Genomic DNA, 16959 nt, shown 5'->3' with positions numbered 1-16959 from the left:
TGAATTACAGCGCGCGGATGTTCGCGGCTTGCAGGCCCTTGGGGCCCTGCTTCACTTCGAATTCGACTTGGGCGCCTTCGGCCAGCGTGCGGAAGCCGCCGTTGTTCTTGATTTCGCTGTGGTGGGCGAACAGGTCCTTGCTGCCGTCGGCCGGCGTGATGAAGCCGAAGCCCTTGCCGTCATCAAACCATTTGACGGTGCCGGTTTGCATGGTGCTCATGAGAATTTCCTTGGTGTCGTTGAATCAAATTCGCCTTCAGCCCGAGCGGCTGCGGCAAAACACAACACTCAAGATCAGACAGAACATACGCCGGTGGCGATTGCCAGCCGAAGCGCGGGATTGTAAGGGCAGCGAGGGCCGCCGCCCGGCAGGGTCAGGCCACCAGCATCAACTTGGCCGCGACAGCCATGCCGCGAGTACGCGGCGCGCCGCCTTCCACACGGCTTTCCTCGAAGACGGCGCAGGCGCAGTCACGGCAGGCACCGCAGGCCGTGGCCACGCGCAGGTCGTCCTGCAGGGCCTCGAAATTCGGGCAGCCGCTGGAGGCGGCAATCGCGATGTCGCGATCAGAGACTCGGTGGCAGACACAGACAATCATGGGTGCGAAGTCTAATGCGAATCGGTCTCATTTGCAAACAGAGCGGTTTTGCCGAAGGGCTTTCGCTGGGGATACTGGCGTCAAATTTCACGAATCTGGAGCCCCCATGAAAGGCGACCCCCAAGTCATCGCCCACCTGAACGCCCAGCTCAAGCTGGAGCTGACCGCCATCAACCAGTACTTCCTGCATGCCCGCATGCTGAAGAACTGGGGGCTGATGAAGATGGCCAAGCACGAGTACGACGAGTCCATCGAGGAGATGAAGCACGCCGACAAGCTCATCGAGCGCGTGTTGACGCTGGACGGCCTGCCCAATCTGCAGGACCTCGGCAAGCTCTACATCGGCGAAAACGCCGTTGAGACGATGGAGTGCGACCTGAAGATCGAGAAGGCTGGCTACGCCCATCTGAAGGACGCCATCGCCTACTGTGAGAGCGTGCGCGACTACGTGTCCCGCGAACTGTTCGTCGCCATCCTGGACGACACCGAGGAGCATATTGACTACCTCGAGACGCAGCTGGAACTGGTCAACACCGTCGGCCAGCAGAACTATCTGCAGTCACAGATGAGCGAAGCGAGCTGAGCACCACGCACGCTCGCGTCGGAGCCGCCGCCTTCCCAGGCGGCTTTTTCGCTTCTAGAGGAAGCGTTCCAGCAGCTTCTTGGACTGCTTGTCCAGCGCCCAGCGGTCCGGCACCTGCAACTGCACGCCGTGGCTGGACGCGATCAGCAGGCGCCCTTCTTCGAGGCGACGGATGTCTTCCTCGCTCTTCAGCACGAAGTCGACCTCGCCGCGGTCGGTCTCGATGCGCCAGGTGCTGGGCGTCGCGAAGGTGTTGACCGAGATCAGGCGCTTGAGCGTCGGGTGGAATTCGCGGGCCGCCAGCTCGGCCTCCAGCAGGCGGCGCGGCCCCTCCGGCAGGGCCGACAGGCGCTCCACCCAGGCCAGCTCATGGCCGTGCGAGCCGACGAGCGACAGGCCTTCGTCCGGCGCCGAGATCGGGTGGGCGCGCACCGGGGTGACGCCGACATGCTCGTCGCCGTTCAGGTCGGTCAGCAGCAGCTTGCCGAAGGTATCCAGACGCAGCTCGCGAAAGGGCAATGGGGACATTCAGGACTCCACGCTGGTGGCGATCAGGTCGACCTCGACCGCCGCGTTCTTGGGCAGCTGCAGCACGCCGACCGAGGTGCGCGTGTGCGCACCAGCCGTGCCCAGCACGCGCCAGATCAGGTCGGAAGCGCCGTCGGCCACTTCGCTTTGCTGGGTGAAGCCGGCGTCGCAATGCACGAAGACCGTCATCCTGAGCACGGCCTGCAGCCGGGCCAGGCTGCCGAGTTCCTGGCGCAGCAGGGTCAGCGCGCGCAGTGCACAGATGGCGGCGGCGCGCTTGGCGCGCTCCAGGCTGACGTCGGCGCCGACGATGCCGGTGACGGCGATGTGGTCGCCGATGCGCGGGATCTGGCCGCTCAGGTAGAGGGTTCGGCCATCGCGCACCAGCGAGGTGTAGCGGCCGCCGATCTGGAGGGGAACGGCGGGGTCGAAGCCGTGTTCCGCGCTGGCGGCATCCAGTTCGCGGTCGCGGTCGTGCAAGGCGGTATCAAGCATCGGCGGTATGGGCGCTGGGGTTGGGGGCGACGGCGTGATCTTCCAGATCTTCCTGGTCCACGCGGCGGGCTTGGGCTTCCCAAAGGCGCCAGTAGTGTCCCTGGCGGGCGATCAGTTCGTCATGCGGCCCGAGTTCGACGATCTCGCCGCGGTCCATGACGACGAGGCGGTCGGCCTTGCGCAAGGTGGACAGGCGGTGGGCGATGGCGATCGTCGTACGGCCCTTGACGAGGTTGTCCAGCGCGCGCTGGATCTCCTTCTCGGTCTCGGTGTCCACCGCACTCGTCGCCTCGTCGAGGATGAGGATGGCCGGGTCGATCAGCAGCGCGCGGGCGATGGAGATGCGCTGGCGCTCGCCGCCCGACAGGCCCTGGCCACGCTCGCCGACGAGGCTGTCGTAGCCATGCGGCAGGCGCAGGATGAACTCGTGGGCATGGGCGGCCCGCGCGGCGGCGACGATCTCGTCGCGCGTCGCCTCGGGCTTGCCGTAGGCGATGTTCTCGGCAATCGTGCCGAAGAACAAAAAGGGCTCCTGCAGCACCAGGCCGATATGGCGCCGGTAGTCGGTCACCTTGATGCGCCGCAGGTCCACGCCGTCGACCTTGATGGCGCCCTCGGTCACGTCGTAGAAGCGGCAGATCAGGTTCACCAGCGTGCTCTTGCCCGAGCCGCTGTGGCCCACCAGGCCCACCATCTCGCCGGGGCGGATGTCCAGGTTGAGGTTGCGGATGACGGAGCGCGAGCCGTAGCGGAAGTTCAGGTTCTGCATCGAGATCGCGCCGGTGACGTTCTCGAAGGGCTGCGGGTTGACCGGGTCGGGCACGTTGGAGACGTGATCGAGGATGTCGAAGATGCGCTTGGCGCCGGCCGCGGCCTTCTGCGTGACGGAGACGATGCGACTCATCGAGTCCAGCCGGCCGTAGAAGCGGCCGATGTAGGCCAGGAAGGCCGTCAGCGTGCCGACCGTGATGCTCTGGTGCGAGATCAGCCAGATGCCCACGCCCCAGACGACGAGCAGGCCCATCTCGGTCAGCAGCGAGACCGTGGGCCCGAACAGGCTCCAGGTCTTGTTGAGGCGGTCGTTCACGACCAGGTTCTTGGCGTTGGCCTCCCGAAAGCGCTGCGCCTCGCGCCTCTCCTGGGCAAAGGCCTTGACGACGCGGATGCCCGGGATGGTGTCGGCCAGGATGTTGGTGACCTCGCCCCAGACGCGGTCGATCTTCTCGAAGCCGGTGCGCAGCCGGTCGCGCACCAGGTGAATCATCCAGGCGATGAAGGGCAAGGGCACCAGCGTGGCCAGCGCCAGGCCCGGGTGGATGTTGAACAGGATCGCCGAGATCATCAGCAGCATCAGCACATCGGTGATGAAGTCCAGCGCATGCAGGCTCAGGAACACGCTGATGCGGTCGGTCTCGGAGCCGATGCGCGCCATCAGGTCGCCGGTGCGCTTGTTGCCGAAGTACTCCAGCGACAGGCCGAGCAGGTGGTCGAAGGTCGCCGTGCGCAGATCGGCGGCAATGCGCTCGGACACCAGCGCCAGCAGATAGGTCTTGGCCCAGCCCAGCAGCCAGGAGAACAAGGCCGCACCCAGCAGGCCGCCCAGCAGCGACCCGACCAGCCTGGTGTCGATCGACTGGCCGTTCTGGAACGGGATCAGCACCTTGTCCATCAGCGGCATGCTCAGGTAAGGCGCCACCAGGGTCGCGCCAATCGAGCCGAGCATCAGCGAGAAGCCCAGCAGGAGCTGGCCCTGGTAGGGCCGCGCAAAGCGCCACAGCCGCAGCAGCACCCAGGTGCTGGGCGGCTTGCTGGCCTCGCCGAAATCGAAGGTCGAGTCTTCGCCCGTGTCGATCTCTTCGGGCGCGGCCTGGCCCGAGAGGCGCTGCACCTCGCGGTCGAAGGCGTCGACGAAGCGCACGGCGGCCGGGTTGCAGGCCAGCGTGAAGCGCCAGCGCGCCAGGCGGCGGGCGGCATCGAACAGCTCCATGAAGGCGAGGCCGCCGTGATCGCTGAGCTTGAGACTCTGGCCCGGCGCCAGCGGGAACTCCGCCCAGCCGCCAGCGCCCGGCTCATGGGCCAGCAGACGTGAATTCGTCAGCGCAATCAGCCCCTGGCCGAAGCGGCCGTGGGCGTCCAGGTCAACCTCCAGCGTGGCCACCACGTTCTCGCCAGCCAGAAGCCGCCCCTGCAGGGCAGCCATTTGCGGATGAGGCGCGGTCGCGGGAGGATGGTCTTGCATGTTGTTGTTTGCTCTTACGGACGCCGCCGATTCTCCGCCATGACTTCAGCGCACAATTCCAAGCGCTTGCCGTGCCTACCCCCTACCTCATGAGCCCTAAAGAAGACATCCGCCTGCTGCGCATCAACTACCTGCGCGGGCCCAATATGTGGACCTACCGGCCGGTGCTGGAGGTCTGGCTCGATCTGGGCGAGCTGGAGGACCATCCCAGCCATCTGCTGCCCGGCTTCAACGACCGCCTGACGGCCTCCCTGCCCAACCTCGTCGAGCACCACTGCGGCGTCGGTGAGCGCGGCGGTTTCCTGGAGCGCCTGCGCGAAGGCACCTGGTGCGGCCATGTGCTGGAACACATCGTCATCGAGCTGCTCAACCTGGCGGGCATGCCCACCGGCTTCGGCCAGACGCGCTCGACCAGCCAGCGCGGCGTCTACCGCATGGTGTTCCGCGCCCGTGACGAGCAGGTCGCCCGTGCGGCATTGGCCGAGGGCCATGCCTTGATCATGGCGGTGATCAACGACACGGCCTTTGACGTGCCCGCTGCCGTGGCCCGGGTGCGCGACAAGCTCGACGACTGCTACCTCGGCCCCTCCACTGCCGCCATCGTGGCCGCGGCCACCGACCGCCGCATTCCCCACATCCGCCTGAACGACGGCAACCTCGTGCAACTCGGCCACGGTGCGCGCCAACGCCGCATCTGGACGGCCGAGACCGACATGACCAGCGCCATCGCCGAGGGCATCGCCAGCGACAAGGACCTGACCAAGACGCTGCTGAAGGCCGTCGGCGTGCCGGTGCCCGCGGGCCAGGAGGTCAAGACCGCCGCCGAGGCCTGGGCTGCCGCGCAGGACCTGGGCCTGCCCGTCGTCGTCAAGCCCAGTGACGGCAACCACGGCCGCGGCGTGTCGCTGGACATCGCCACCCGGGAAGACTGCGACGCGGCCTTCGCGCTGGCCAACAACCATGGCTCCTCGGTGCTGGTGGAGCGCTACATCCCCGGCAACGAGCACCGTGTGCTGGTCGTCGGCGGCCAGGTGGTGGCCGCGGCACGCGGCGAGGCCGCCTGGGTGCATGGCGACGGCCGCCAGACCGTCACCCAGCTGGTCGACAGCCAGATCAACACCGACCCGCGCCGCGGCCTGACCGAGGACTTCCCGCTCAACCGCATCGTGCTGCACGAGGACGCCGTCGTGCTGCTGGACCTGCAGCGCCAGGGCCTCACGCCCGAGGCCGTGCCCGAGGCCGGCAAGGCAGTGCTGATCCAGCGCAATGGCAACGTCGCCATCGACTGCACGGCCGAAGTCCACCCCGAGGTCGCGCATGCCGTGTCGCTGGCCGCGCGCACCATCGGCCTGGACATTGCCGGCGTCGACCTCGTCACCGAGGACATCGGCAAGCCGCTGAGCGAGACCGGCGGCGCCATCGTCGAAGTGAACGCCGGCCCGGGCCTGCTGATGCATCTGAAGCCCGCCGGCGGCTCGCCACAACCCGTCGGCCAGGCCATCATCGACCACCTCTTCGCCGAGGACGAGACCGGCCGCATCCCCATCGTCGGCGTGGCCGGCTCGCGCGGCGGCCACCAGGTCACCCGCCTGGTCGCCTGGCTGCTGCACCTGAACGGCCGCCACGTCGGCCTGGCCTGCCGCGACGGCCTGTTCCTGGGCACGCGCCGCGTCGAGAAGAAGAACAGCGCCCGCTGGGACGCCGCCCACCGCCTGTTGATGAACCGCGGCGTCAATGCCGTCGTCGTCGAGAACGACCCCGCCTCCGTGCTGCGTGACGGCCTCGCCTACGACCGTGCCTCGGTCGGCGTCGTGACCGACATGGACGGCATCGAGGCGCTGGCCGAGTTCGACGTGCAGGACGCCGACCAGCTCTACAAGGTGCTGCGCACCCAGATCGACGTCGTGCTCAGCGACGGCGCCAGCGTGCTGAATGCGGCTCACCCCCGCCTCGTCGACATGGCCGAACTCAGCGATGGCGAGGTCGTCTTCTATGCCGAGGACGGCGGCCTGGAGGCCATCCAGCACCACCGCGACCGCGGTGGCCGCGCCGTCTTCCTGCGCGGCGGCGCCGCCGTGCTGGCGCAAGGGCCGGCCGAGACGCCCGGCGCCAACATCGAGGCCCTGCTGCGCCGCTTCGGCGCCCAGGCCGTCGACGCCTCCACGCTGCTGGCTGCCGTGGCCGCCGCCTGGGCCCTGGGTATCTCGCCCGAGCTCATCGCCGCCGGCCTCGACACCTTCGTTCCCGAACTCCATCTGGCCTAGGGTCTGTTGACGCTATGCCAAGGGGTCGCGTTGTGATCAGAAGGGGCGCAGGCAAGGCGCAAGCCGCAGCCGGGCTGGTTGCCCGGCGAGGATTTGCAACGCCGCATGCGCCTCTTCTGATCACAACCCTCCGGGAAGGCCCGCCGCCACGGGCCACTCGTTGTTGCGCCGCTTGCCCGCACATCAGTGCGGGCGGCGTGCCGCGCCTAGATTGGCCCGTGGCGGCGGGCCTTCGCGACCCCTTGGCATAGCGTCAACAGACCCCCAAAAACATGGACGTTTCCCGCACCCGCGCCCTGCGCGGCCCCAATATGTGGAGCCGCCACACGGCCATCGAGGCCGTCGTGCATTGCAACGAGGCCGAGCGCTCGCTGGAGCGCCTGCCCGGCTTCGAGCCGCGCCTGCGCCAGCTCTTCCCCACCGTCGGTGAACTGCGCGCCGATGCCTCCCTGGCCCAGGTGCTCGAGCAGGCGACGCTGGCCCTGCAGGCCCAGGCCGGCTGCCCGGTCACCTTCAGCCAGACCCATGTGACACCCGAGGCGGGCACCTACCAGCTCGTCATCGAGTACAGCGAGGAAGACGTCGGCCGGCTGGCCTTCGAGCATGCGCTCAAGCTCGTGCTGGCGGCGCTGAGCGGCGGTGAATTCGATGCCGACGCGGTGCTCGCCCAGCTGCGCGAGCTGGACGAGGACATCCGCCTCGGCCCTTCCACCGGCTCCATCGTCAACGCGGCGCAAGCCCGTGGCATTCCCTTCCGCCGCCTCACGCAGGGCAGCCTGGTGCAGTTCGGCTGGGGTGCCAAGCAGCGCCGCATCTGGGCGGCCGAAGTCGACGCCACCAGCGCCGTCAGCGAATCCATCGCCCAGGACAAGGACCTCTGCAAGCGCCTGCTGCAGGCCGCCGGCGTGCCGGTGCCCATCGGCCGCCCGGTCGAGTCGGTCGACGACGCCTGGGCCGTGGCCCAGGAGATCGGCCTGCCCGTCGTCGTGAAGCCGCAGGACGGCAACCAGGGCAAGGGCGTGACCGTCAATGTGACGACGCGCGAAGGCATCGAGGCCGCCTACAAGGCTGCCGACGAGATCGGCCCCGTCATGGTCGAGAAATTCCTGCCGGGCTCGGACTACCGCCTGCTCGTCATCGGCGACAAGCTCATCGCCGCGGCCCGCCGCGACCCGCCCCATGTCATCGGCGACGGCAGCCACACCGTCAAGGAACTGGTCGACAAGGTCAACGCCGACCCGCGCCGCGGCGACGGCCATGCGACCTCGCTGACCAAGATCCGCTTCGACGACATCGCCGTCGCGCGCCTGACCCAGCAGGGCCTGGCGCCCGAGTCCGTGCCCGACAAGGGCCAGCGCGTCATCCTGCGCAACAACGCCAACCTGTCCACCGGCGGCACGGCCACCGACGTGACGGACGACGTGCATCCCGAGGTGGCCGCACGCGCCATCGCTGCGGCCCAGGTCGTCGGCCTGCATGTCTGCGGTGTCGACGTCGTCGCCGAGAGCGTGCTGCGGCCGCTGGAGGAGATCAGCGGCGGCATCGTCGAGGTCAACGCCGCGCCGGGCCTGCGCATGCACCTGAGCCCCAGCTACGGCAAGGGCCGCAATGTCGGCGAGGGCATCATCGGCCACCTCTTCGGCACCGGCCACAAGGCGGGCAGCGTCGCCGAGGACGGCCGCATTCCCGTCGTCGCCGTCACCGGCACCAACGGCAAGACGACCGTCACCCGCCTGATCGCCCACATGTTCGCGAGCTGCGGGCTGAAGGTCGGCATGACCAACACCGATGGCGTCTATGTCGATGGCCGCCAGATCGACAGCGGCGACTGCTCCGGCCCCAAGAGCGCGCGCAATGTGCTGATGCACCCCGACGTGGAAGCCGCCGTGCTGGAGACCGCACGCGGCGGCATCCTGCGCGAGGGCCTGGGCTTCGACCGCTGCCAGGTCGCCGTCGTCACCAATGTCGGCGCGGGCGACCACCTCGGCATGAACTTCCTGCACACGGCCGAGGACCTGGTGCTGGTCAAGCGTGTCATCGTGCAGAACGTGGCGCCGACCGGTTACGCGGTGCTGAACGCGACCGACCCGCTGACGGCCAGCATGAGCGCCGTCTGCCCCGGGCAGGTCATCTACTTTGCCGCCGACCGCCACCACCCGCTGATGGCCACCCATCGCGCCCAGGGCAAGCGCTGCGTCTATGTCGACGGCGACCAGCTCGTCGCCGCGCAAGGCGTCTGGCGCGAGAGCATCCCGCTGCGCGACATCCCGATCACGCGCGGCGGCCTGATCGGCTTCCAGGTCGAGAACGCCATGGCTTCCGTGGCCGCGGCCTGGGGCGTGGGCCTGGACTGGGACACCATCCGCCGCGGCGTCGCCAGCTTCGCCAATGACGCCGACAACGCCCCCGGCCGTTTCAACGTGATGGACTACCGCGGCGCCACCGTCATTGCCGACTACGGCCACAACGGCGACGCGATGAAGGCCCTGGTTGGCGCCGTCGCGGCGCTGCCGGCCAAGACGCGCAGCGTCGTCATCAGCGGTGCCGGCGACCGGCGCGACGAGGACATCCGCGTGCAGACCGAGATCCTGGGCGGCGCCTTCGACGAGGTCATCCTCTACGAAGACGCCTGCCAGCGCGGCCGTGCGGCGGGCGAGGTCGTGGCGCTGCTGCGCGCCGGGCTCGAAGGCGCCTCGCGCACCAGGCACATCGAGGAAATCATCGGCGAGTTCACGGCCATCGACCGTGCGCTGGCGCGCCTGCAGCCGGGCGACCTCTGCCTGGTGCTGGTGGACCAGGTGGAAGAGGCGCTGGCCCACCTGGCCAAGCGCATCGGCGAAGGCTGAGGCTTCAGCGGTAACGGGCGAAAAGGCGATTCAGTTCGCCTTCGCTCACCAGGCCTTGGATGGCTGCGTTCAAGGCCGCCAGGCCCACCGGGCTGCTGGGCGACAGCGCGCATTGCGCCATCACCTCGGAGACGACCAGCGGCGGATGCAGGGCCAGCTTGAAGTGGCCGATGCGCTGCTGGTACTCCAGCACGCGCCGGCCCGTCAGCGCATGGCGGATGCGGCCGAGCTCCAGCTTCTGCAGGTTGGCCACCGCATCGGGCGCATCGTCACGCAGGAAGCCGGCGCGCAGCGCGTCGGCCATTTCCGGGTAGACATAGCCGCGCACGGTGCCCACGGGCTGGCCCGCCAGCGCCGTCAAACCGGCCGGCGCGGGGGCCGTGGCGGCAGTGACAAGCAGGGCCTGGTCAGGGATGAAGGGGCGGCTCCACGCGAAGGCGCCGGGCAGCCAGTCGCTCTGGTAGTCGCACAGCAGATCGCCCTCGCCGCGCTGCAGGGCCTCGGCCAGGCGCTTGCGCGGCGTCGGGCGGGCCACCAGCTCGCGGCCCAGGCGCCGGGCCAGGGCCTGGCCGATGTCCAGGTTCAGGCCTTCGACGACGCGGTCGGCCTCGATGCGGGCATGGGGCATCAGCGCGCTGGTCTCCACCAGCATCACCAGCGGGCGGGCGGGCTCGGCGCCGACGAGCGGACACAGCAGCAGCGCGGCCGCGCCGCCCAGCATCTTGCGCCTCCACCGACTCCACATCCCGGCCATGAGGCCGCATCATGCCGTGCCAGCCAATTCCGAGACAGCCCAGGGTGGATGGCCGGCCGGTGGAACGTGACCGGCGCACGAAAACCCGCCGGGCCGGGCTGCCACGGCTGGGGAGGCCTCGCTAGACTGGCCTGTCGTACTCCCCACGCCGTGCCAATGAAGTCCCGCCTGCTGTTCGCTGCCCTCGCCCTGGCCCTGTCGGCCCCGCTGGCGCAAGCCCAGGCCCAGCCCAGCACGGTGATGCCTGGCGTGGCGCCCATTCCGGCCGACGACCGCCTCTACCGCGACCTGGGCGGCAAGGAGGCCATCCAGGCCTTCACCAACGACTTCTACGACCGCATGCTGCAGGACGCGCGCATCGCGCGCTACTTCGACGGCATCAACATCAAGCACCTGAAGCGCGTGCTGGCCGACTATTTCTGCGTCGTGGCGGGCGGGCCCTGCACCTATGACGGCGTTGGCATGAAGGACGCCCACACCCATCTGGGCATCGACCGGGCTGCCTTCAATGCCCTGGTCGAGAACCTGCAACTGGCCATGGACGCCGCCCACGTGCCCTTCGCCACGCAGAACCAGCTGCTGGCGCGCATGGCCTTCTTCCATCGCGACATCATCACGAAGTGAACCGTCCTCCCCATCATCGTGACGGGGGTTTCCAGAACAACCACGGCGATTTCGAGCCCAAGTCCCTGGCCGAGGTGATCCGCTGGAAATGGAACGCCGCGCGGCAGGGCCTGCCCAAACGCCCCGCGGCGCCCATCCCGGCGCAGGCCGCCGATCTCGGCTTCATCCGCGCCAATCACGGCGCCGCCCAGCAACCGGCCGTCACGTGGATAGGACACGCCACCGTGCTGGCCCAGCTCGGCGGCCTGAACCTGCTGACCGACCCGGTCTTTTCCGAGCGCGCCTCGCCGCTGGCCTTTGCAGGCCCCAAGCGCGAGCAGCCGCCGGGCATCGCGCTGGCGGAACTGCCGCACATCGACGCCGTGCTCGTCTCGCACAACCACTACGACCACCTCGACCTGGCCTCGGTGCGCGCCCTGGCCCGCCAGGCCGGTGGCAGCCCCTTGTTCGTCGTGCCGCTGGGCCTGAGGGACTGGTTCCAGGCCCGCGGCATCGCGCGCGTCGTGGAGCTGGACTGGTGGCAGGCCGAACCCCTGGGCGGCGTGCAGATCGTCCTCGTGCCGGCCCAGCACTGGTCGGCGCGCGGCCTGAACGACCGCATGAAGACGCTGTGGGGCGGCTTCGCGGTGTTCGCGTCCGACTGCCAGCTGTTCTTCGCCGGCGACACCGGCTATTCGCGCGACTTCGCCGACATCCGCGAGCGCTTCGCCGAGCAGCAACAGGGCTCGCAAGGAGGCGGCTTCGACATCGCGCTGATCCCCATCGGCGCCTACGAGCCGCGCTGGTTCATGCAGAGCCAGCACATCAATGTCGAGGAGGCACTGAAGATCCACGCCGACCTTGGCGCGAAGGCATCTCTGGGCGTGCACTGGGGCACCTTCGAGCTGACCGACGAGGCCCTGGACGAGCCGCCGCGCCAGCTTGAGCGGCAGCGCGCGGCCCTCGGTCTGCCGGCAGACGACTTCTTCACGCTGGCCATCGGCCAGACGCGACGCATTCCGCCGCGCCAGCGCTGACGACCGAAGAAGTTGATCTCCGACAGCAGAGCGCAGCCGCCCTCGGCTAGTCTGTGCCCGCCATGCCGCTTCTTGCCCGCCTCCGCCGCCCGCTGAAACAGCTCGGACCCGGCCTCATCACCGGCGCGGCCGACGACGACCCCAGTGGCATCGCCACCTACTCCCAGGCCGGCGCGCAGTTCGGCTACGGCATGCTGTGGAGCGTCATCTTCACGCTGCCGCTGATGGCGGCCATCCAGATCGTCAGCGCCCGCATCGGCTATGTGACCGGCCGCGGCCTGGCGGCCAACATGAAGCAGGCCTTCCCGCGCCCGGTGCTGCTGCTGATGGTGGGCCTGCTGCTGGCGGCCAACACACTGAACATCGCGGCCGACATCGCCGCGATGTCGAGCGCGGTGCAGATGCTGGTGGGCGGGCCGACGCTGGTCTATGCCATCGCCTTTGGCGCCGCCAGCGTGCTGATGCAGGTCTTCCTCGCCTACGAGAGCTATGTGCGCTGGCTGAAATGGCTGACGCTGGCCCTGCTGGCCTATGTCGGCGTCGTCCTCGTCATCGACCTGAACTGGGGCGAGGTGCTGCTGCGCATCGTGCACCCGCAGCTGCGCTGGAGCCGCGACACGGTGCTGATGGTGGTGGCCCTGTTCGGCACCACCATCAGCCCCTATCTCTTCTTCTGGCAGGCCAGCCAGGAGGTGGAGGCCTGCGCCGGCCGGCCCTGCAAGGCCGCGGACGTGCGCCGCCATCTGCGCCGCATCAAGCTGGACACCCATGTCGGCATGGGTTTCTCCAACCTGATCGCCTTCTGCATCATGTTGTCCACCGCCGCGACGCTGTATGCCGCCGGCGTGCACGACATCCAGACCTCGGCCCAGGCCGTGCAGGCGCTCAAGCCGGTGGCCGGCGAGCATGCGGCGCTGCTGTTCTGCCTCGGCATCATCGGCACCGGCCTGCTGGCCGTGCCGGTACTGGCCGGCTCCGCGGCCTATGCCGTGGCCGAGGTGGTGGGCTGGCAGGACAGCCTGAGCCTGAAGCTGGAGCGCGGCGAGGGCCGCGGCTTCTATGCCGTGATCGCCATCGCGACGCTGGGCGGCGTGGCCCTGTGCTTCGCGCCGCTGGACCCGGTGCGCGCGCTGTTCTGGTCGGCCGTCTTCAACGGCATCAGCGCCGTGCCCATCATGGCCGCGATGATGGTGCTGGCCACGCGCAAGTCCGTCATGGGCGACCACGTCATCGGCCCCAGGCTGCGCCGCATGGGCTGGTTCGCCACGGCCGTGATGGCCGTCACGGCGCTGGCACTGCTGCCGCTCTGAGCTCCTCGTTCGCGTGGCGCATGACGACGCGGGCGCTGGACAGGGCCAGCACGGCCATCACCGCCGCCACGGCGAGGTCGGGCCAGGCCGCACCCGTCCACGCCACCGCGCCGGCCGCGGCGACGACGGCGATATTGCCGAGGGCGTCATTGCGGCTGCACAGCCAGACGGCGCGCATGTTCGCGTCGCCCTCGCGCCAGGCGTAGAGCATCAGTGCGACGACCACGTTGGCCGCCAGCGCCAGCATGCCGACGACGCCCATCGTCAGTGCCTGCGGCGGCGCGCCGTGCAGCAGCGCCCAGACCGCCTTGGCCAGCACGGCCGCGCCGATCAGGCCCATGACGGCGCCCTTGATCCAGGCGACGCGTGCGCGCATGGCCAGCGTCGAGGCCAACACCATCAGCGACACCGCGTAGTTGGCGGCGTCGGCGACGAAGTCGGCCGAGTCGGCCCAGAGCGCGAGCGACCCGGCCTGCCAGCCCGCGGCCAGTTCGACGATGGCCATGCCGGCGTTCAGCAACAGGGCCACCCAGAGCACGCGGCGATAGGCCGGCGAATTGCCGGGGCTGACGTCGTGATCGTGAGGGTGGTGATGGCAGGCGTGGCTCATGCGAAGACCTTCTGTGGCGCAAGCCTGCATTGCAAACCCTGGAGCCACTCCAGAGTCAAGCGGAGAATGGCGACATGCGTATCGGTGAACTCAGCCGCCTGACCGCCACGCCGGTCGACACCATCCGCCACTACGAACGCGAGGGGCTGCTGGCCGCCCCGCCGCGCACCGACGCCGGTTACCGCGTCTACGGCCCGGCCGACGCCGAGCGCCTGCACTTCATCCGCCGCTGCCGCTCACTCGACATGAACCTGGCCGAGGTGCGCGCCTTGCTCGCCATGCAAGGCGGTGGGCATGGCGGCGAGGCCCATGCGCTGCTGGACGCGCACATCGGCCACGTCAGCGCGCGCATCGCGGCGCTGCAGGAACTGGAAAAGGAATTGCGAGCACTGCGCGCCCGCTGCCAGGGCGACGAGCCGGCCTGCGCGATCCTGGAGAGCCTGGCCGAGCCCGGTGCCGAGCTACCGCCCAAGAGCCACGTCGGCCACAGCCACTAGGTCGTCAGCCGACGCGGCAGACCTTCAGCATGTTGGTGCCGCCCGGATAGCCCATCGGCTCGCCGCAGGTGATGGCATAGGTGTCGCCCGGCATCAGCACGCCGCGCTCGACGAGGATCTTCTCGGCCGCGGCCAGGGCCACGTCGCGGTCCTCGAACTTGGGCATCAACAGCGGCAGCACATTGCGGTACAGCGCCATCTTGCGCTGGCTGACGGGCTGGGTCGTCAGGCCGAAGATGGGCACCTGGATGCGATGGCGGCTCATCCACAGTGCCGTCGAGCCGGATTCGGTCAGGGCCAGGATGGCCTTGCAACCGAGGTGGTAGGCGGTGAACAGCGCGCCCATGGCGATGGACTGGTCGATGCGGCCGAACTGGCGGCCGGCAAAGTCGGTGTCCAGGCTGACGAACTCGGCGCGCTCGGCCTCCAGCGCGATATTGGCCATCTGCTCGACCGTCTCGATGGGGTATTTGCCGGCGGCCGTCTCGGCGGACAGCATGACGGCGTCGGTGCCGTCCAGCACGGCGTTGGCCACGTCGCTGACCTCGGCGCGCGTCGGCACCGGGTTGACGATCATGGACTCCATCATCTGCGTGGCCGTGATGGACACCTTGTCCAGCTCACGGGCCATCTTGATCATGCGCTTCTGCAGCGCCGGCACGGCGGCATTGCCGACCTCGACGGCGAGGTCGCCACGCGCCACCATGATGCCGTCGCTGGCCTTCAGGATGGCTTCCAGGTGGGGGATGGCCTCGTAGCGCTCGATCTTGGCGATCATGGCCGGCTTGTGGCGATAGGGCTCACCGGCCACGTTGGCCAGCTGGCGCGCCATTTCCATGTCGGTGGCGTTCTTGGGGAAGCTCACCGCCAGGTATTCGCACTGGAAGGACATCGCGGTCTTGATGTCCTCCATGTCCTTGCCCGTCAGCGCGGGCGCGGTCAGGCCGCCGCCCTGCTTGTTGATGCCCTTGTTGTTGGACAGCTCGCCGCCCAGCTTGACGATGGTGTGCACCTGGGCGCCGCGCACGGACTCGACGGTCAGCACCAGCAGGCCGTCGTTGAGCAGCAGCGTGTCGCCGGGCTTCACGTCGCGCGGCAGTTCCTTGTAGTCCAGGCTGGCGATGTCCTGGTTGCCGAGTTCGGTGCGGTCGGCATCCAGGATGAAGGGCGCGCCGGGGATCAGCTCGATCTTGCCGCCTTCAAACTTGCCGACGCGGATCTTGGGGCCTTGCAGGTCGGCCATGATGGCCACCGACTTGCCGACGCGCAGTGCCGCCTCGCGGACCATGGTGGCGCGGTCGATGTGGTCCTGCGCCTTGCCATGCGAGAAGTTCAGCCGCACGACGTCGACACCGGCGCGGAGCATCTTCTCCAAGATCTCCGGCGTGTTGGAAGCGGGGCCGAGGGTGGCGACGATCTTGGTGGCGCGGGTCATGGCTTGTCTCAACTTATCTGGTGGCGCGGGATTATGGTCCGCGTGGCCCCGCCGGAGTTTCGTCTCGTTTCAGGCCAGCGTCTTCTCGAAGAAGGCGCTCAGCGGGTCGGGCGCATAGCCGCCGAAGGGGCCGCGCTCGGCATAGCCCAGGCGCCGGTACAGAGCCAGGGCCTCGGGCTGGTGGATGCCCGTCTCCAGCCGCGCGAGCCGCACGCCGCGCGTCAGCAGCCCGGCCTCTAACTTCGCCATCAGCTGCCGCGCGACACCGCGGCCGCGCTCGCTGTCGAGGACGAAAAGGCGCTTGATCTCTCCATAGCCGTCGGCATCGAAGTACTTGACGCCACCACAGCCGACGAGTTGCTCGCCGCGCCAGAACCCGAGGAAGCTGCCCTGCGGCGCGCGCAGGCCGTCGGCGGGCTCGAAATGGTTGCTCTCGCTCGGATAGAGGGCGCCCATATAGGCCTCGGACAAGGCCATCAAGGCCTGCGCATCGGGGTGGCCGGGGTCGAGCGGGGCGAGGCGGATGGGCGGGTCTGCGGTCATGGTGGTTCGATACCAGTTACAGCGAAGGCACTGTCATCGCGAGCAGATAGCGCGCGGATTCGGGCCCCGGGTTGGTGAAGACGCTGCGGCCCAGGCAACGAAAGCTGATCGAGTCGCCAGCGCCCAGCTCGAAGGCCTGGCCCTGCAGGGTCAGCGTGATGCCGCCCTCGAGCAGGCAGAGGTGGTGCTCCAGTCGCGCGACGGTGGGCTCGTCATAGGCCAACTCGGCGCCGGGCGCGAGGCGGGCCTCGATGACCTCGGTCGCGAAGCCAGCCAGCGGCGGGCAGCGCATCAGGCGCTCGAAGCCGCTTTGCACGTCATGCCAGCGCGGCTGGTCGGCGGCGCGCAGCAGACGCACCGGCAGCGCCTCGGCCTCGGCGAGCAGCCGGCTCAGCGGCAGGCCATAGGCGCGGGCCAGCCGGGACAGCAATGTGGCCGTCGGGCTGGTCTCGGCGCGCTCCAACCGGCTCAGCGTGGCGCGGCTGACGCCGCTCTTCAAGGCCAGTTCGTCCAGCGACCAACCGGCCTGCGTGCGCAGCGCGGCCAGGCGCTCGGCCAGTTGGCGCTCGAACTGGCCCTCGTCGCTCAATTCAGAGAATTCTTCTCTCATATGAGA

The 16959-nt window shown here is 68.9% G+C and carries 17 protein-coding genes; 7 read left to right on the top strand and 10 right to left on the bottom strand.

Annotation, left to right across the window (positions count from 1 at the left end; all coding sequences use genetic code 11):
• Nucleotides 1–4: 4 nt before the first annotated feature.
• Together AC1D2H_RS05655 and AC1D2H_RS05650 are read right to left on the bottom strand one after the other, a co-directional pair.
• On the bottom strand, nucleotides 5–211 hold the full coding sequence (locus tag AC1D2H_RS05655; RefSeq protein ID WP_477928045.1) for a cold-shock protein: 207 nt from the start codon (nucleotides 209–211) through the stop codon (nucleotides 5–7).
• A gap of 163 nt (nucleotides 212–374) precedes the next feature.
• Entirely contained in the window at nucleotides 375–599 is a 225-nt protein-coding gene (locus AC1D2H_RS05650; protein ID WP_477927979.1) for a (2Fe-2S)-binding protein, read from the bottom strand.
• Nucleotides 600–705: 106 nt separating this feature from the next.
• Here AC1D2H_RS05650 and bfr point away from each other — a divergent pair, with 106 nt between their 5' ends.
• Nucleotides 706–1182 (top strand): bacterioferritin, encoded by a 477-nt coding sequence (gene bfr / locus AC1D2H_RS05645; RefSeq protein WP_477927977.1) that lies wholly within the window; start codon nucleotides 706–708, stop codon nucleotides 1180–1182.
• Between the two features lie 54 nt (nucleotides 1183–1236).
• Here the strand turns inward: bfr and AC1D2H_RS05640 are convergent, their stop codons facing one another.
• From AC1D2H_RS05640 to AC1D2H_RS05630, 3 genes are read right to left on the bottom strand one after another with little or no spacing between them, the layout of a single operon-like run.
• Nucleotides 1237–1710, bottom strand: a complete 474-nt coding sequence (locus AC1D2H_RS05640; RefSeq protein WP_478010211.1) for a cyanophycin metabolism-associated DUF1854 family protein — start codon at nucleotides 1708–1710, stop codon at nucleotides 1237–1239.
• Nucleotides 1711–2205 (bottom strand): RidA family protein, encoded by a 495-nt coding sequence (locus AC1D2H_RS05635; RefSeq protein ID WP_478010210.1) that lies wholly within the window; start codon nucleotides 2203–2205, stop codon nucleotides 1711–1713. It lies immediately after the preceding gene.
• On the bottom strand, nucleotides 2198–4444 hold the full coding sequence (locus AC1D2H_RS05630) for a cyanophycin metabolism-associated ABC transporter (protein WP_478010209.1): 2247 nt from the start codon (nucleotides 4442–4444) through the stop codon (nucleotides 2198–2200). The genes AC1D2H_RS05635 and AC1D2H_RS05630 overlap by 8 nt, the downstream gene beginning before the upstream one ends.
• 89 nt (nucleotides 4445–4533) lie before the next feature.
• On the opposite strand from AC1D2H_RS05630, the gene AC1D2H_RS05625 reads away from it, so the two are divergent.
• Together AC1D2H_RS05625 and cphA are read left to right on the top strand one after the other, a co-directional pair.
• Nucleotides 4534–6708, top strand: coding sequence for a cyanophycin synthetase (locus AC1D2H_RS05625; RefSeq protein WP_478010208.1), 2175 nt, complete (start codon nucleotides 4534–4536; stop codon nucleotides 6706–6708).
• A gap of 272 nt (nucleotides 6709–6980) precedes the next feature.
• Nucleotides 6981–9554 (top strand): cyanophycin synthetase, encoded by a 2574-nt coding sequence (gene cphA, locus AC1D2H_RS05620; protein ID WP_478010207.1) that lies wholly within the window; start codon nucleotides 6981–6983, stop codon nucleotides 9552–9554.
• Between the two features lie 4 nt (nucleotides 9555–9558).
• Here cphA and AC1D2H_RS05615 read toward each other — a convergent pair whose 3' ends face one another.
• Nucleotides 9559–10275 carry a substrate-binding periplasmic protein gene (locus tag AC1D2H_RS05615; protein WP_478010206.1) on the bottom strand — a complete coding sequence of 239 codons (717 nt, stop codon included), beginning with the start codon at nucleotides 10273–10275 and terminating at the stop codon, nucleotides 9559–9561.
• Between the two features lie 189 nt (nucleotides 10276–10464).
• On the opposite strand from AC1D2H_RS05615, the gene AC1D2H_RS05610 reads away from it, so the two are divergent.
• From AC1D2H_RS05610 to AC1D2H_RS05600, 3 genes are all read left to right on the top strand, one after another.
• Complete coding sequence (locus AC1D2H_RS05610; protein WP_478010205.1) at nucleotides 10465–10932, top strand: group I truncated hemoglobin; 468 nt, start codon at nucleotides 10465–10467, stop codon at nucleotides 10930–10932.
• On the top strand, nucleotides 10929–11948 hold the full coding sequence (locus AC1D2H_RS05605; protein ID WP_478010204.1) for an MBL fold metallo-hydrolase: 1020 nt from the start codon (nucleotides 10929–10931) through the stop codon (nucleotides 11946–11948). The genes AC1D2H_RS05610 and AC1D2H_RS05605 overlap by 4 nt, the downstream gene beginning before the upstream one ends.
• Before the next feature lie 62 nt (nucleotides 11949–12010).
• Nucleotides 12011–13258, top strand: coding sequence for an NRAMP family divalent metal transporter (locus AC1D2H_RS05600; RefSeq protein ID WP_478010203.1), 1248 nt, complete (start codon nucleotides 12011–12013; stop codon nucleotides 13256–13258).
• Here the strand turns inward: AC1D2H_RS05600 and AC1D2H_RS05595 are convergent.
• Nucleotides 13230–13868, bottom strand: a complete 639-nt coding sequence (locus AC1D2H_RS05595; protein ID WP_478010202.1) for a cation efflux transmembrane domain-containing protein — start codon at nucleotides 13866–13868, stop codon at nucleotides 13230–13232. The genes AC1D2H_RS05600 and AC1D2H_RS05595 overlap by 29 nt on opposite strands.
• Nucleotides 13869–13942: 74 nt before the next feature.
• On the opposite strand from AC1D2H_RS05595, the gene AC1D2H_RS05590 reads away from it, so the two are divergent.
• Nucleotides 13943–14365, top strand: a complete 423-nt coding sequence (locus AC1D2H_RS05590) for a MerR family transcriptional regulator (RefSeq protein WP_478010201.1) — start codon at nucleotides 13943–13945, stop codon at nucleotides 14363–14365.
• 4 nt (nucleotides 14366–14369) lie between these two features.
• Here the strand turns inward: AC1D2H_RS05590 and pyk are convergent, their stop codons facing one another.
• The 3 genes from pyk to AC1D2H_RS05575 form a co-directional block, all read right to left on the bottom strand.
• The gene (pyk, locus tag AC1D2H_RS05585; protein ID WP_478010200.1) at nucleotides 14370–15800 is read right to left on the bottom strand and encodes a pyruvate kinase; all 1431 of its coding nucleotides are present in this window, start codon (nucleotides 15798–15800) and stop codon (nucleotides 14370–14372) included.
• A gap of 69 nt (nucleotides 15801–15869) precedes the next feature.
• Nucleotides 15870–16343: a GNAT family N-acetyltransferase gene (locus AC1D2H_RS05580; protein WP_478010199.1), complete on the bottom strand. Its 474-nt coding sequence runs from the start codon at nucleotides 16341–16343 to the stop codon at nucleotides 15870–15872.
• A 16-nt stretch (nucleotides 16344–16359) separates the two neighbouring features.
• Nucleotides 16360–16953 carry a helix-turn-helix domain-containing protein gene (locus tag AC1D2H_RS05575; protein ID WP_478010198.1) on the bottom strand — a complete coding sequence of 198 codons (594 nt, stop codon included), beginning with the start codon at nucleotides 16951–16953 and terminating at the stop codon, nucleotides 16360–16362.
• Between the last annotated feature and the right edge of the window lie 6 nt (nucleotides 16954–16959).

The organism is Roseateles sp. P1_C1_2 (assembly GCF_056406535.1).
The sequence above is the reverse complement of the archived record's forward strand: the minus strand, read 5'-3'. Positions and strand labels throughout refer to the sequence as shown.

What these genes read in the sequence shown, in the direction of transcription:
- AC1D2H_RS05655 (WP_477928045.1), bottom strand. Translation starts at nt 211, where the DNA reads ATGCAAACCGGCACCGTCAAATGGTTTGATGACGGCAAGGGCTTCGGC.
- AC1D2H_RS05650 (WP_477927979.1), bottom strand. Translation starts at nt 599, where the DNA reads ATGATTGTCTGTGTCTGCCACCGAGTCTCTGATCGCGACATCGCGATT.
- bfr (WP_477927977.1), top strand. Translation starts at nt 706, where the DNA reads ATGAAAGGCGACCCCCAAGTCATCGCCCACCTGAACGCCCAGCTCAAG.
- AC1D2H_RS05640 (WP_478010211.1), bottom strand. Translation starts at nt 1,710, where the DNA reads ATGTCCCCATTGCCCTTTCGCGAGCTGCGTCTGGATACCTTCGGCAAG.
- AC1D2H_RS05635 (WP_478010210.1), bottom strand. Translation starts at nt 2,205, where the DNA reads ATGCTTGATACCGCCTTGCACGACCGCGACCGCGAACTGGATGCCGCC.
- AC1D2H_RS05630 (WP_478010209.1), bottom strand. Translation starts at nt 4,444, where the DNA reads ATGCAAGACCATCCTCCCGCGACCGCGCCTCATCCGCAAATGGCTGCC.
- AC1D2H_RS05625 (WP_478010208.1), top strand. Translation starts at nt 4,534, where the DNA reads ATGAGCCCTAAAGAAGACATCCGCCTGCTGCGCATCAACTACCTGCGC.
- cphA (WP_478010207.1), top strand. Translation starts at nt 6,981, where the DNA reads ATGGACGTTTCCCGCACCCGCGCCCTGCGCGGCCCCAATATGTGGAGC.
- AC1D2H_RS05615 (WP_478010206.1), bottom strand. Translation starts at nt 10,275, where the DNA reads ATGCTGGGCGGCGCGGCCGCGCTGCTGCTGTGTCCGCTCGTCGGCGCC.
- AC1D2H_RS05610 (WP_478010205.1), top strand. Translation starts at nt 10,465, where the DNA reads ATGAAGTCCCGCCTGCTGTTCGCTGCCCTCGCCCTGGCCCTGTCGGCC.
- AC1D2H_RS05600 (WP_478010203.1), top strand. Translation starts at nt 12,011, where the DNA reads ATGCCGCTTCTTGCCCGCCTCCGCCGCCCGCTGAAACAGCTCGGACCC.
- AC1D2H_RS05595 (WP_478010202.1), bottom strand. Translation starts at nt 13,868, where the DNA reads ATGAGCCACGCCTGCCATCACCACCCTCACGATCACGACGTCAGCCCC.
- AC1D2H_RS05590 (WP_478010201.1), top strand. Translation starts at nt 13,943, where the DNA reads ATGCGTATCGGTGAACTCAGCCGCCTGACCGCCACGCCGGTCGACACC.
- pyk (WP_478010200.1), bottom strand. Translation starts at nt 15,800, where the DNA reads ATGACCCGCGCCACCAAGATCGTCGCCACCCTCGGCCCCGCTTCCAAC.
- AC1D2H_RS05580 (WP_478010199.1), bottom strand. Translation starts at nt 16,343, where the DNA reads ATGACCGCAGACCCGCCCATCCGCCTCGCCCCGCTCGACCCCGGCCAC.
- AC1D2H_RS05575 (WP_478010198.1), bottom strand. Translation starts at nt 16,953, where the DNA reads ATGAGAGAAGAATTCTCTGAATTGAGCGACGAGGGCCAGTTCGAGCGC.